This is a genomic window from Cytophaga aurantiaca DSM 3654 (assembly GCF_000379725.1).
GTDB classification, from domain to species: domain Bacteria; phylum Bacteroidota; class Bacteroidia; order Cytophagales; family Cytophagaceae; genus Cytophaga; species Cytophaga aurantiaca.
Genome location: NZ_KB903620.1, coordinates 150,269 through 164,850, shown reverse-complemented (window position 1 = coordinate 164,850; position 14,582 = coordinate 150,269). Strand labels below are relative to the sequence as shown.

The 14,582-nt window shown below is 34.7% G+C and carries 14 protein-coding genes; 10 read left to right on the top strand and 4 right to left on the bottom strand.

Going from position 1 to position 14,582, the window contains the following annotated elements; genetic code table 11:
* Window positions 1-86 precede the first annotated feature (86 nt).
* From A3EE_RS0100825 to A3EE_RS0100815, 3 genes are all read left to right on the top strand, one after another.
* Window positions 87-1,130, top strand: a complete 1,044-nt coding sequence (locus tag A3EE_RS0100825; protein WP_018341519.1) for a hypothetical protein — start codon at window positions 87-89, stop codon at window positions 1,128-1,130.
* Between the two features lie 158 nt (window positions 1,131-1,288).
* Window positions 1,289-1,531, top strand: coding sequence for a type II toxin-antitoxin system HicA family toxin (locus A3EE_RS0100820; protein WP_018341518.1), 243 nt, complete (start codon window positions 1,289-1,291; stop codon window positions 1,529-1,531).
* Between the two features lie 11 nt (window positions 1,532-1,542).
* Window positions 1,543-1,899 carry a type II toxin-antitoxin system HicB family antitoxin gene (locus tag A3EE_RS0100815; RefSeq protein ID WP_018341517.1) on the top strand — a complete coding sequence of 119 codons (357 nt, stop codon included), beginning with the start codon at window positions 1,543-1,545 and terminating at the stop codon, window positions 1,897-1,899.
* A gap of 28 nt (window positions 1,900-1,927) precedes the next feature.
* On the opposite strand, the gene A3EE_RS21090 is transcribed toward A3EE_RS0100815, so the two are convergent.
* Window positions 1,928-2,293 carry a helix-turn-helix domain-containing protein gene (locus A3EE_RS21090; protein ID WP_018341516.1) on the bottom strand — a complete coding sequence of 122 codons (366 nt, stop codon included), beginning with the start codon at window positions 2,291-2,293 and terminating at the stop codon, window positions 1,928-1,930.
* Between the two features lie 194 nt (window positions 2,294-2,487).
* Between A3EE_RS21090 and A3EE_RS0100805 the strand changes: the two genes are divergently transcribed.
* Genes A3EE_RS0100805 through A3EE_RS0100795 form a run of 3 tightly spaced genes read left to right on the top strand, consistent with a single transcriptional unit; the run spans window position 2,488 to window position 7,759 of the window.
* Window positions 2,488-4,068, top strand: coding sequence for a site-specific DNA-methyltransferase (locus A3EE_RS0100805; RefSeq protein WP_018341515.1), 1,581 nt, complete (start codon window positions 2,488-2,490; stop codon window positions 4,066-4,068).
* A complete protein-coding gene (locus A3EE_RS0100800) occupies window positions 4,068-6,683 on the top strand; it encodes a DEAD/DEAH box helicase (RefSeq protein WP_018341514.1) in 2,616 nt (871 codons plus the stop codon). The genes A3EE_RS0100805 and A3EE_RS0100800 overlap by 1 nt, the downstream gene beginning before the upstream one ends.
* Before the next feature lie 26 nt (window positions 6,684-6,709).
* A complete protein-coding gene (locus A3EE_RS0100795) occupies window positions 6,710-7,759 on the top strand; it encodes a hypothetical protein (protein WP_018341513.1) in 1,050 nt (349 codons plus the stop codon).
* A gap of 3 nt (window positions 7,760-7,762) precedes the next feature.
* On the opposite strand, the gene A3EE_RS0100790 is transcribed toward A3EE_RS0100795, so the two are convergent.
* Both A3EE_RS0100790 and A3EE_RS0100785 read right to left on the bottom strand, forming a co-directional pair.
* Window positions 7,763-8,740, bottom strand: a complete 978-nt coding sequence (locus tag A3EE_RS0100790; protein WP_018341512.1) for a Fic family protein — start codon at window positions 8,738-8,740, stop codon at window positions 7,763-7,765.
* A gap of 261 nt (window positions 8,741-9,001) precedes the next feature.
* Entirely contained in the window at window positions 9,002-9,493 is a 492-nt protein-coding gene (locus A3EE_RS0100785; protein WP_157446819.1) for a hypothetical protein, read from the bottom strand.
* A gap of 132 nt (window positions 9,494-9,625) precedes the next feature.
* Between A3EE_RS0100785 and A3EE_RS0100780 the strand changes: the two genes are divergently transcribed.
* The 3 genes from A3EE_RS0100780 to A3EE_RS0100770 all read left to right on the top strand — a co-directional run bounded on the left by A3EE_RS0100780 (window position 9,626) and on the right by A3EE_RS0100770 (window position 13,007).
* The gene (locus A3EE_RS0100780) at window positions 9,626-10,081 is read left to right on the top strand and encodes an SRPBCC domain-containing protein (protein ID WP_018341510.1); all 456 of its coding nucleotides are present in this window, start codon (window positions 9,626-9,628) and stop codon (window positions 10,079-10,081) included.
* 275 nt (window positions 10,082-10,356) lie between these two features.
* Window positions 10,357-12,594 (top strand): beta-glucosidase BglX, encoded by a 2,238-nt coding sequence (bglX, locus tag A3EE_RS0100775; RefSeq protein ID WP_018341509.1) that lies wholly within the window; start codon window positions 10,357-10,359, stop codon window positions 12,592-12,594.
* Window positions 12,595-12,659: 65 nt separating this feature from the next.
* Window positions 12,660-13,007 (top strand): tRNA-binding protein, encoded by a 348-nt coding sequence (locus A3EE_RS0100770; RefSeq protein WP_018341508.1) that lies wholly within the window; start codon window positions 12,660-12,662, stop codon window positions 13,005-13,007.
* Between the two features lie 140 nt (window positions 13,008-13,147).
* Here A3EE_RS0100770 and A3EE_RS0100765 read toward each other — a convergent pair whose 3' ends face one another.
* Window positions 13,148-14,113, bottom strand: coding sequence for a GlxA family transcriptional regulator (locus tag A3EE_RS0100765; RefSeq protein WP_018341507.1), 966 nt, complete (start codon window positions 14,111-14,113; stop codon window positions 13,148-13,150).
* A gap of 116 nt (window positions 14,114-14,229) precedes the next feature.
* On the opposite strand from A3EE_RS0100765, the gene A3EE_RS0100760 reads away from it, so the two are divergent.
* Window positions 14,230-14,565 carry a nuclear transport factor 2 family protein gene (locus A3EE_RS0100760; protein WP_018341506.1) on the top strand — a complete coding sequence of 112 codons (336 nt, stop codon included), beginning with the start codon at window positions 14,230-14,232 and terminating at the stop codon, window positions 14,563-14,565.
* The last annotated feature ends 17 nt before the right edge of the window (window positions 14,566-14,582 follow it).

The following is a 14,582-nucleotide window of genomic DNA, read 5'->3' as shown; positions in this document are numbered from 1 at the left end:
ATGATAAAAACGGATTTTATTCGTTCAATTGAAACAACTAATAAAATAATTTATTAGATTCATTTTTGAAACTTATCGATTAGCTTATGAATAGTAGATTATTTTTATTGACAGCATTTTTATCCATCGGATTTTTTTCATGTAAAAAAGAAAAAATCATTGAAGTAGAAAAACAACACGCCTGGAAAAAAGTTGGCGGATATGATTTTGATGAAAAGATCACTACAAACTCAGCTGTTTCTGGCGACTACCTGTTTATTATGGGTAAAGATTACAGTCAAATAGGGATAGGAGAAACAAGTAATAATTTATTCTCTGGCGTGCAGTCTGATCTGTATCCAGACAGACAATATCCTATAGGGGAAAACTATGCAATGGGCGTTACTGATGAGGGTATGATTTGTTTAAACAACTTAATATATCATTCGTTAGATTACTTTTTATTGCCCAAATATACCGATACTGCTTTTGGAGGATTAAATCATTATAAATATACGAATAGCCCAATGGCATCCGGTGCTATAAATGAAAACGATGATTTATTAACGTTTTATCAAAAGAAAGATCTCAAAACACGGATGTTATTCGTTTCTGTTAAGGAGAGTTTTTCTGGAATGGAAATTGACACTTTTTTTACAAAAAAAATAGATATCCCTTCTCCTTACATTACTTCAAGACCAATCATGTTTGGGTATGATGATTGTTTTTTAATTTCGTATGCGAATGGCATATATAAAATTTTGTCTGATGGATCTTATTCGCAGAAGTATACATTCACATCATTCCCTAGGCAGTTTTTTTCTAAAGGAGATAGTGTGTATGCAGTGTCTGACAATTACATTTATTTTTCTCCCGACAAAGGAGAAACTTGGACACCTAAATTTAACAGTTCATTTGAACGATCAGTTATAAAACCGTACCAAACAAATGGTAAAATTATAGGCAGCTATAATGGACAACTCTTCCATATTCAAATAAAAAATAATGGAATAGATTATGTCGAACTTATTAATGATGGCTTAGAAACATCTGTGATAAATTCTGTTACCTATTTTGATCACAAATATTTTGTAACAACGAATAGCGGTGTGTTTTATAGGGGGGAGAGTGAGTTTTTTAGTTATAAGTAAAATTTTGGCTTTTATTCGAGAATAAGAAATGAAATCTATGTAGTTAATAGTCAAATGAATTTCGGCATTTCGCAGAAATTCCTTGATTTTTTTATTTAAACCAAATATATTGCAACTATAATTCAGTTGCACACGTTTATTTTTTAACAACCAGCTAAGTGAGCAAAATAGAAAAACTTATTGCCCGGTTGAAATCCGATCCAACAGATTTCACCTGGGATGAACTTGTAAAAGTACTGGCATATTATGGATACGAGGAATTAAAGAAAGGAAAAACAGGAGGTTCAAGAAGAAAGTTTTGCAATGCTCAAAACCAAATAATCAGCTTGCATAAACCACATCCTTCAGATATTCTTAAAGCGTATGTGATCAAGCAAATAATAGATCATTTAGGAATTTAAAGTAAATAGCAATGGAAAATGTTTTAACATATAAAGATTATATAGGGACTGTTTCATACAGTAATGAAGATGAAATTTTTTACGGAAAAATTCATGGCATTAATGATTTGGTGACTTTTGAAGGAACAACTGTAAAAAAATTAAAAGCTTCTTTTGAAGAAAGTGTAGATGATTATTTAACTACCTGTGAAGAACTCGGGAAGCAACCGGAGAAGACTTTTAAAGGTAGTTTCAATATTCGTATCACAAGTGATCTGCATCGTAAGGCTTCAATCATTGCAAGTCAAAAAAGCATTTCATTAAATGATTTTATAAAAAAGGCAATTGCTTATGCAGTTAATCATGAAAATGAAATCGATTGTGTGTAGCTAGGAAATAAAAGTAATAATTCAATAATTACTTTTTACTCTTCACTTTTGTAGTGTTGGATTTTTTTGCAGGAAGTACTGCTTTAAGCGTACTAATTTCTTTGGCTAGTGATTGTATCATTTTTGCCATTTCTTCAATATCTTTTTTAGTGGCAAATCCATATTCGTCTTTTGGATCTCCAGCTGTGTTTTCGGGATCTTTGAAAAAATCAACAATATCAACTTCTAATATTTTAGCAATTTCTGCTAGTCGATTAATTGACACATTGGTTTCACCTCTTTCAATCTTAGAATAAGCACTTTTTGTAATGCCTAGCTCATAAGCAAGATTATCTTGAGTAAGGTCTAGGCTTGCTCTTATTCTTCTGATTTTTTGTCCTATTGAACTTTTCACAGAACGAATTTATTCAACTCCAATTTTCAAATGTTTCATTTAATGGTATAAAAGTGTCATTATATGATACTTTAGTATCTTTATAGTATATTTATAAAGCCTTAAAAGCATCTTTTAAGATATTTTGTGTAGTACAAAGTGATTTTAGATGCAGAAGGTCTGAATCAATTTCATATATGTGCTTTAAATAACAAATGCCAACATTACACTGGATAGGGAAAGAAAAGGTAATTAATCATCACATGGATGTGCCATATAAAGTTTTGGAACATTCATATGGATTTAAGGATGCCAAGCAATCAGCAGAAGAAACAAAGAGCGGAAATAAAATCATTCATGGCGATAACCTGGATGCGCTGAAAGCTTTATTGCCCGAATACGAAGGGAGCATAAAATGTATCTATATAGATCCTCCATACAATACAGGAAATGAAAATTGGGTATACAACGATAGTGTTAATGATCCTAAAATAAAAAAGTGGTTAGGTAAGGTTGTTGGTAAAGAAGCAGAAGATTTAACACGTCATGACAAATGGTTGTGTATGATGTATCCTAGATTAAAGTTACTACATAAACTTTTAGCAGATGATGGAGCAATTTTTATTTCTATTGATGATAATGAGCAAGGAAATCTAAAGTTGATATGCGATGAAATTTTTGGTAGTGGAAATTTTATTTCAAATATAATTTGGGAAAAAAATTATTCTCCAAGAAATGATGCTAAGTATTTTTCTGCTTCACATGATTTTATAATTGTCTATTCAAAATCTAAAAATCAATGGCAACGTAATCTATCACCAAGAACTGATAAACAAAATAAATTCTACAAATATAACGACAATGATGGAAGAGGCCTTTGGAGGCCTGACAATGTTTTAGTTAAATCATTTTCTGAAACTGGTGTATTTGGTATAAAAAACCCTAATAATGGTAAAGAGTATTTTCCTCCTAAGGGAAATTGCTACAGATTTAGTGAAGAGAAGTCAATACAGATGCTTTCTGAAAATAGATTTTACTTTGGAAAAGATGGAAATGGTAAACCCCAACTTAAAAGATATTTATTTGAAGTTAATGATGGCGTAGTACCACAGACGATATGGAAATATGATGAGGTATCACATAATCAGGAAGGCAAAAAAGAATTAAATAAAATTATTGAAGGAAATGTTTTTGACAGTCCTAAACCTTATCAATTAATTGAACGGATTTTACAAATTTCTACAAATTCAGGCGATATTATTCTTGATAGTTTTTCAGGCAGTGGAACAACTGCACATGCTGTTTTAAATCTCAATAAAAGAGATGGGGGCAACCGAAAATTTATTCTTGTTGAGATGGAAGAATATGCTGAAACCATTACAGCAGAAAGAGTAAAAAGAGTTATTAATGGATATGCAGGCAATGAAGGAACCGGTGGCAGTTTCGATTTCTATGAATTAGGCCCTTCTCTATTCATAGAAAATGGAATATTGAATGAAGAAGTTGGTGTGGACAAAATACGCAACTATATTTTCTATACTGAAACAACGCAGCCACTTATTGAATCTGCGCACAATGATAATGAGTCCTTTTTAGGCAAGTATAACGAAACTTCTTATTACTTCTATTACAAGCCAGAAGAAATTACAACACTTGATCATACATTCTTATCAAGTATGAAAACAAAAGCAGAGCAGTATGTTATTTATGCCGACAATTGTTTGCTCACAAAAAACTTGATGACGAAATATCATATCATCTTTAAAAAAATACCAAGAGACATAACACGATTTTAATGGAACTTAAGCCATACCAACAACAGGTAATCAATGACCTTTCATTGTTTTTAGAAAACATTCAGGAAACAAAAGATGTGCGTGATGCCTTTTATAATTTTTGGTCGCAGCACCCTAAGACTCCATTGTTCCCATCTTTAGGTAATGCAATTGAACCCTATAAAAATAATGTTCCGCGTGTTCCGCACATTTGTATCAAAGTGCCTACGGCTGGCGGTAAAACATTCATAGCCTGTAATGCAATCAAAACTATTTTCGATGGTTTTAATTATGATAAGCCTAAAGCAGTTGTTTGGCTTGTGCCTTCTATTACTATTTTAGATCAAACAATAAAAAATCTCAAAGATCCTTCCCATCCCTATCGTCAAAAAATTAATGCGCATTTCGGTAATAAGGTAGAGGTTCTAGATAAATCAGCATTGTTGCAAGGCAATGGATTTAATGCTACGTCAGTTAAAGAGCAGCTGACGATAATGGTATTTACTTTCGATAGTTTGCGAGCTAAAAATAAGGAAGACCGGAAAGTATTTCAGGAAAATGGAAATTTACAATCATTTGAAAATTTATTGGGTAGAGATAAAGAAATTACTTTAGGTGGAGTTATAAGTTATTTGAACCCTTTAGTAATAGTAGATGAAAGCCACAATGCAGAGAGTGATTTAAGCGTTGATATGCTTAAAGAAATTAATCCATGCTTCATTCTTGATTTAACAGCAACACCAAGGAAAAACAGTAACATTATCAGTTTCATTGATGCACTTGAATTGAAAAAAGAGAGTATGGTGAAACTACCGGTCATTGTTTACAATCATCAGGATAAAACAGAGGTAATTAATTCTTCTTTGCAATTGCAAAAACGTTTGGAATTACAAGCTATAGAAGAGGAAAAGCAAGGTGGTAAATACATTCGTCCGATTGTATTGTTTCAGGCACAACCCAAGAATGGAAAAGATTTTTCAAATGAAGAAGAAGAAAAATCCAATGTTCAGAAGTTGAAAGAAAAATTAATTGAGTTGAAAATTCCTGCTGAACAGATAAAAATAAAAACAGCTAATATCAATGAACTAAAAGGAATCGACTTATTAAGTAAAGAGTGTGAAGTACGTTATATTATCACTATCAATGCCTTAAAAGAAGGCTGGGATTGCCCCTTCGCATATATACTCGCGTCATTGGCTGATAAAAGTTCAGCTGTAGATGTAGAACAGATTTTAGGTAGAGTATTGCGTCAGCCTTATGTAATGAAGCACAATTTTCCATTACTCAATTTGAGTTATGTATTAACAGCTTCATCAAAATTTCTTGACACATTAGACAATATTGTAAAAGGCTTAAACAAAGCTGGCTTTAGTGACAACGATTATAAAGTTGCAGATATAACAAACGAAGATGGTTTAAAAAAGCACGATCCATTAGAACAGCTCACAGTTTTTAAAACTCTAGATAATGATTTGGAAGATATTGTTTCAGATATTGATATAAGCAGAATAAGCATTCCTTCTGAAGAAACAATTGCTAACAATTCAATCTTAGAAATTGAACAAACGGCAATAGAACAAAATGCTGCATTTGAAAAAGTAGTTTTGGAAATGGAATCAAGTAATTCAGATATTCTACCTCATGCACTCAAACAACTTGTGAAGACACACAGTATCAAAACTATTTTTCAAGAATCAGCTTCAAATTTGCAATTGCCTCAATTTTACTTAAAGATTCCGGCAAATGATTTATTTGGAAAAAAAGAAGAAGATGTTCCGCTCGAAAAAGAAAATTTGTTAGAAGGTTTTGCATTGGGCAAAGCAGACACAAATATTGCATTTGATAGCATTACATCTGAACTTTATAAGGTAGATCTAGATGAAACTAAACAAGGCCATACACCTACGTTTATAAAGCTAGACGGTGATGTAAAAGAAAGTATAATGACTTATATTCTAGATCCATCAAGAAAGGAGAGTAGAATACGAAATTTGACAAAACGATTGATGGATTTAATTGGGAATATGTTTCCAATTCCGGATAAAGAAATTGAAAAATACATCAATCGAATTTTAGAGGACTTTAAAGATGAGCAGTATACTGATTTAGCAAATAATGAATATACTTATAAAGATAAAATCAAAGCAAAAATAACTGCGTTGTCTGAAATTCATGCCGAAAAGCAATTCAAAGAGTTTTTAGATACAGATAAAGTATTCGTTAAATCTTCATTCACATTGCCGCAAAGTATTTCACCTGGAGAAACATCCAAAGATATTACAAAGTCTCTTTATGAGAAAGAAGGTAGTATGAATGGCTTTGAAGAGCGTGTTATTAATGAAATCGCTAACATGCCTAATATTGCTTTTTGGACAAGAAATATTGAACGTAAAGGATTTCGCATAAATGGTTTTGTAAACCATTATCCTGATTTTATTATTCAAGCAAAAAGTGGAAAAACGATTTTATTAGAAACGAAAGGTGATCATTTAGATGCTGAACAAAAAATTAGATTAGGTAGTCTTTGGGTAAATAAAGCTGGGAATAATTATCGTTATTTTATGGTTTATGAAAAACGTAATGTAGATGGCGCATATAAGTTAGATAATTTCTTAAATATGATTAAGGAAATATAAGTATAAGATTAGTTTCTATTCATTGTATGAAAACCGAAAAAAAGAAAACCGATTTTTTACTTGCCTTTTTTAGGGGAGTTGCTATTTTCTTAGTTATCATTGCAATTTCGTTCCCTATGCTTATTTTTAGCGATATCATCCCTTTAAAAATTAATGGCTACAATGAAGTAGGCGATGCATTTGGTGGTATAGTGAATCCACTAATAGCTGCAGTTGGTGTTGCGGTAACATTCCTTGCCTTTTATATTCAGTATCAAGCAAATCAACAGCAGTTAGAGCAAATCAGCCAAAATAAGAAAGAGCAGAATGATTTATTAAAACAGCAAATGTTTTTCAAGTTGATGGATAATCAACAACAGCGAATTTTTAATCTATCAAAAATGAATTACGGAATTAGAGGTGCAAGTCCGGACATAACAGGCACGGCTGCATTAGATTCCATCTTAAAAAATGATAATGAAAATTTTAAAGAAACTGGAAAAGAAATACTTTCTTCAAATGAAAATATTATAGAATATGATATTATAGATAAGATATTTCAATATAATTTTAATGCTGTATTTGATGCGTACATAGATTTCCAACCTCTTATTGAAAAAGTTATTGAAGCTAATACTTATCAAAATAGAGTAAAAGCTATTGAGGATTATATTCCTATTAATAAAGAACAAGTATTGGAAAGTATTTTAAATAGTATTGGTCGATATTATTTTTTCTATACCTCAAATAAAACCAAGCTAGACTTTTTTAAAAGGCGTTATCATTCAATCGCATCAAAAAATCAAACATTTATTGATGGTTATATCAAAGGATTCGAACATATAATCAATTTACTAAAGGACAATGGGCTTAATAAAGATGATACGTTTATAGATTACTTAAAGTATAACCTTACTATAGGTGAGCAAAAAATACTGTTTTTGTATTTTGCATCCGGCAATGGGAAGACTGAAACTAAAACATTTGTTCTTGAGAATGGCTTGTTACTTGATTTATGCAATGATACTTTTTTAAGCAATCATGAAAACCATGATTCTTTAATGAAAGAAGAGATAAGGGCAATCCTTTCAAAATAAATATTATTCAGATCTATCTCTTCCCACCCCAAACACATACCTACTCATTCTCTTATCACCCGACTTCTTTAATAACCCTTCGTCAACGGCAGCCTTCAAATCACGACTGGCGGTGGCTGGAGAGATCTCTTTGAATCTGCGTAGATAGTCCTGGCGGGTAAAAGATGTAGTGTCTATAAAGTCCCGCATGATCTCCATGCGGTCAAGAGCAGTCAATGCGATGTTCTGTGATTGCAACAACACTTCCAGCGCTTCATTAATCACACCAAGCATGTATGCAACAAAGGGCGTTGAGTTACCCAGTTTATCAGACTTAGATAAAGCATTATAATACTCCTTTTGCTTTTCTTTAATGATTGTTTCAATCGGCAGATATTCAAACATGGGATAACTGTCTTTTAAAATAACCGTCTGCCACAAGCGTCCCATACGTCCGTTGCCATCAAGGAAGGGGTGAATGAATTCCAGTTCATAATGAAAGACACAGCTTTTGATTAGTAGCAAATCAGAGTCTTTTTTCAGATATGTAAACAAATCATTCATCAAGGATTTTACCATGTTTCCTGAAGGCGCAATATGCTTCACAACCGAACCGGTTACAATGCCTACATTCTTTGTTCGCAATTTACCTGCGTCTGCTATAAGACCAGTCATTAAAATTTTATGCGCATCGCAAAAAGATTTTAACGAGTATGCATTAAATGAATGCAGCTTATCATATACTGTAATTGCATTTTTTACTTCTAAAATATCTTTCTGTGGTCCAACAACTCTTTTGTTTTCAAGCAGAGCAGTGATCTGCTCAATCGTTAATGTATTGCCTTCAATTTCCAGAGAAGACTGAATCGTTTTAATGCGATTTTTTTTGCGTAGTTCGGGTGGGAGTTTTGTTAAATGCGCTGCATTCACTTCGCCTATTTTCTCAAAAATAGATGCTACAAGCTGTAAAATCTGAGGCGTAATGTTGTATGGCGGTTTCACAAGCGATATTTGATAGTATCATATGATACTATCAAATGTACGAAAATTAGAGTAATTAACTCAACTTTTCTTGTCTTTTAGAAGGATACCCGCTGGAATAAATTGTGTAAAAAAACGGTTTTAAGTGCAATTACTAATACATATACTTGCACTTAAGCGATTAAGTGCAAACAAGAAATTTTATAATTGCACTTGCGCAAGTATGGATGTGGAAATTTTTTTGACCCTATAAAAACTTTCTACTAAATGATTTCAGATAGCCTAAAACGCCAGCCCCACCGAAAATCCATACGGCGCATCAAAATCATTCCCTTTTTCAGATCTATAGAAGATCGGATTGTAGGTCAAAGAGAACATCATGTGATCTTTGTGCTTGGGTTGATAGCGTAGTCCAAAGTTGCCGTTGATGTTGTAATAGAATTGCTTTCCGTAATCGTGCACGACAAAATCAACACCGGATTCTATATAGAAATTTTTTATTCCGAAGAGAAGATATCCGCCATGATATAATGTTAAGTCTGAAGGAACATTTTTTTCAGTTTCACCTGGAATGTATCCTGTACCCACATGCGGATTGATCGTCATGTTTGGATTTAGTCGAAAGGGGCGTTCGTAGTTAATAGAAAGCACACTTTGTTTCAGTAAAGAAAAATACAAAAGATTATTTGCTACAGATGTATCCCTTGTTTGCTGTGCAGAACACATATGTGCAAAAAAGAAGAAACAGCAGAAGAATGAGAGCGTGTGTTTCATTCGATAAAAATATTTAATATTCAATAACATTTCAATAATAAGATCTATTATTCTATTTTCTTGTACGGTTCTTTAAAAGAGTGTAAATTAAGTTCCGTCTAAATTAAAAACTATTTTATAAATAGTACGCCCATGCAACCACAAAAAAACGTCACCAATAAAATTTCTATCCACGCATCACCTGCAGATGTGTGGGATGCATTGGTGAATCCGGCAAAAACGAAAGTATACATGTTCGGTTGTGAAACCGTTTCCGATTGGAAAGTTGGAAGTGACTTATTATGGCGCGGTCAACACGACGGCAAAGAAGTTGTTTTTGTGAAAGGAAAAATTTTAGCCATTGAGCCACCGAACAAGCTTGTTTATACTGTGATTGATCCGTTCGCCTCTTACCCCGACATTCCCACAAATTATTTGAACGTTACATATAAGTTAGAGCAGCAAGGAGACGATATCATCTTAACCGTACGTCAGGATGGTTTTGAAAGTGTTGCAGATGGAGAGAAACGTTATCAGGATGTATCCAACAAAGGAGAAGGCTGGAATCCGATTCTGGTTCAGATCAAAGCGTTGGTCGAAGGCAAGTAATCTGCAGATTACAGCTGATACTAAGTCATGACTTCACTCGGGGTGATATATTTATAGTATATTAGATTCAAACAACATACGCACAATACGAAGGTATTTTATTAGACAAATAATACCTTCGGTATTGTGCGTAAAAAACTATTATGTTATATGTTTGCTATAAATATGCGACCCCGCTGGGGTCGTAATCAGAAATAATTTTCAATGGATCTGATTGTAATAAATGGAACTAGAAAAATAATAATACTTATCAGCGTAGATCTAAAATTAAATTCATGAAGCAACTGTATTTTTTCACAATCGCATTTTTTCTTTCTCTTGCAGGTTTTGCGCAAACAGACAGCATCGAACATAAAGTCAATGCGTTGGTGCAGAAAATGAGTCTGGATGAAAAGGTCGGACAGCTGTGTCTGAAAGGAACTTCAAGCAGAAGCAAAGGCTTGTCGGATGAATTAAAAGATCAGGTGCGCAAAGGATTGGTTGGTGCAATCTTAAACCTCACCGATACAGCACTTGTGTTACAGATACAAAAAATCGCGGTAGAAGAAAGTCCGAATCACATTCCGCTGTTGTTTGGGCGTGATGTGATTCATGGGTACAAAACTATTTTTCCGATCCCGTTGGGCTTAGCTGCAAGCTGGGATACAACGCTGATCGAAAAGACTTCTGAGATTGCTGCAAATGAATCGTATTCGAGATGCATCAACTGGACGTTCGCTCCCATGGTAGATATCTGCCGGGACCCGCGCTGGGGGAGGATTGCAGAGTCCCCGGGTGAAGATCCGTACTTAGCATCTATTTTTGCCAAAGCATACATCAACGGTTTTCAGGGAAACAATCTGGCTGAGCCCGGCCGTATTCTTGCTTGTGCCAAACACTTTGCAGCATACGGAGCAGCTGAAGGTGGCCGTGATTACAATACGGTAAGCATTTCACAGAACACCTTGCGCAACATATATCTCAAACCATTTAAATCTTCTGTAGATGCAGGCGCTGCAACATTCATGACTTCCTTTAATGATCTGAACGGTATACCTGCTTCAGGCAATACGTTTTTATTAAAAGATGTATTGCGTACCGAATGGAAATTTAGAGGTTTTGTTGTAAGCGACTGGAATTCGGTAACCGAAATGATTCCACATGGATATTGCACGGATGAAAAAGATGCTGCTTTGAAAGCCGCTTCTGCAGGTCTGGATATGGAGATGACCAGTCAGGCATACGCCCATCATTTAAAAACATTGATTGCTGAAAATAAAATTACTATAGCGGAATTAGATGAAATGGTTAAAAACATTCTACGTATAAAATTCCGTGCAGGTATTTTTGAAAATCCCTATTTCGAAGGAAGAGAAAAATTTGCTCTGCTTGATCCTGCATCGCTTGCTCTTGCTAAATCTGCCGCCATTAAAAGTTTCGTCTTGTTGAAAAATGAAAAAAATATATTGCCTCTTACAGTTCAGAAAAAAATAGCAGTTATTGGTCCGCTGGCAAATGCACCGAAAGAACAGTTAGGCACATGGATTTTTGATGGAAATAAAAATGATTCGCAAACACCGTTAACTGCCTTACGCAACATGTATGGCACTGAAAACATAAACTATGTTTCAGGTTTAACATACAGTCGCGATGAATCGCAGGCCATATTTGATCAAGCATACAAGGCTGCGAAGAAATCTGAAGTCGTTTTATTTTTTGCAGGGGAAGAAGCCATTCTTTCCGGTGAAGCACATTCCAGAGCAGATATCCGTTTGCCGGGCGCACAGGAAGAATTAATAAAAAGATTATATAAAGCCGGTAAACCAATTGTGTTAATTATCATGGCTGGCCGTCCGATTGTTATAGAACATTTGTTGCCTTATATATCTGCGGTAGTGATGGCCTGGCATCCGGGAACCATGGCCGGTCCGGCGCTTGCTGATGTATTGAGTGGCAAGGAAAACTTTTCAGGCAAACTGCCTGTGACATGGCCAAAGACAGTAGGACAAATTCCAATCTATTACAATCATACCAATACGGGCCGTCCCGCAGATTCTACATCGTTTGTGGGAATTAAAGACATTCCGATTGAAGCGTGGCAGAGTTCACTCGGAAATACTTCACACTATCTGGATGCGGGTTACACACCGCAATATCCATTCGGTTATGGCTTGTCGTATACAAGATTTACGTATGCAAAAACTACGATTGAAAAAAATACACTTACAAAGGTGGATAGTTTAATTGTAACAACAACCGTTACGAATACAGGAAATCGGATCGGAACGGAAACTGTGCAGCTATATGTGCAGGATGTAACGGCAAGTCTGGTAAGGCCGGTTAGAGAGTTGAAAGCATTTGCTCAGGTTGAATTAAAAGCAGGAGAAACAAAGACAGTTCGGTTTGCAATAGCTGTTTCAGAATTGGGCTTTTACAACAATGAAGGCATTTATCTCATTGAGCCCGGAACCTTTAATCTATGGGTTTCAGCAAATGCAGCAGACGGATTCAAACAATCTTTTGAAGTGAAATAACGAAGCTCTCCAAGGGTTTCAAACCCTTGGAGAGCTTTAATTAAGACGAATCAATATAATATAATATGAGCGAGTCAACGAACAACCTCTCCTGGCACGACTTTGAAAAAGTTGATATTCGTGTCGGTACAATTATTCAGGCAGAAGTATTTGCTGAAGCAAAAAAACCTGCCTATAAACTTCACATTGATTTTGGTTCTTTAGGAATTAAAAAAACGTCTGCGCAGATAACGGTGTTATATTCTACAGAAGAGTTGATCGGTAAACAGGTTGTAGCCGTAGTAAATTTTCCATCCAAACAAATTGCAAACATACAAAGCGAATGTCTGATCCTTGGAGCGATTGGAGACAACAAAGCAATCACGTTGTTGTCTATGGATAAAGGTGTAGAGAATGGATTGAGAATCGGATGAATGTAATAAGTAGTAAGTTTTAAGTTCTAAGAATGCAAAGAGTAAGATTCGCTTTTAATTTTTAAAAATATTTATCCATTCATATTTCTAAACAGATAGAATTTATGTACGAGTTCTTAAAACATATTACTTAAAACTTACTACTTATTGTATTTGTTCCTATAATCCACCGGCGACATTCCCGCTACTTTTTTAAATACATCTCTAAAAGCTTTTACATCGGTATAGCCAACATCATACATCACTTCATTCACAGTCTTTCTGCCGGATTCCAGTTGTTTTTTTGCAGCTTCGATTTTTACTCGCTGAATGTATTCGATCACCGTATTCGTTGTAGCCTTTTTAAATCTACGTTCAAAGGTTCTGCGGCCGATGCCGAATTTATCTGCCAATTCATCTACAGTAATTTTTTCTGCATAATGCTTTTCAATAAACTCCTGCGCTTTCACAATCGGAAGATCGTCGTGATCTTTCTGGCCTTTGAACATCACAAACTGAGATTGCGTATTGCGATCCATTTCCAGTAAAAAAAATTTGGACGCCATGATCGCCATTTCTCTATTGGTGTATTTTTCTACCAGATACAACAACAAATTCCAGTAGGAAGTGGCGCCACCACTGGAGTATATGCCGTTCTGGTCGGTGATGATTTTGTCATCGGTAAGAATCACATCCGGAAACATGGTTCTGAATTCATTTGCAAACAGCCAATGTGTTGAGCATGTTTTGCCTTTCAACAAACCTGTAGAAGCAAGCACAAATGCGCCAATACAAAGACTGGCTACTTCCGTACCTTTCTTATAGTGCTCGGTGATCCAGGGCAGATAGGCAGCATTTAGCTTTAATGCTTCCTGAATATTTCCTCCAATGGCAGGTATAATGATCAGATCCGTTTTCTTAATGTCTTTTAAAGAAGCATCCGCATGAATAGTAATCTGACCGTTCTGAAGTTTTACGTCTTTATTAACCGCAACGAGTTTTACATCAAAGGCTGGCTGCAATTCTGCAATCTTCAAAAAATCGTTAATTGCAGTAAACATATACCTTGGATCTACGATGGCAGCAGGCACAGCGGTTTCAAGAACTAAAATGGACACGTGTTTCATGCTGTAAAGTAAAACAAAACATTTGTCGTAATCAACCCGTCAGTTTGTCGTTTTTGCACAACCGGGCATATGGAATTGCATGCTACATTTGTATTGTAAAAACGACAGATACAGATATGGAAGCAACAAACCGACTAGTAAGTCAGAAATTTTCCAACGGCGCTTTTGCTGCTGTATATACCTATTTTTGTGATGACATCGAATGGAACATCATCGGAAATCAGGTTCTGAAAGGTAAGGCGGATATCATCCATTTTTGCGACAAGATGTTAACGGAAATGGAGTCGTCTGAATTAACAAATAATAATATAATAGAAACAAATGAACAGATTGTAATTGAAGGGAAATGTCGTTATTTTGATGCGGAAGGAAAAGATGCTTTCGTGAATTATTGTGACATTTATCTGTTTGAAAATGATAAAATAAAAACAATAACTTCGTATTGCATTTAAATCAAATCATTTCAAAA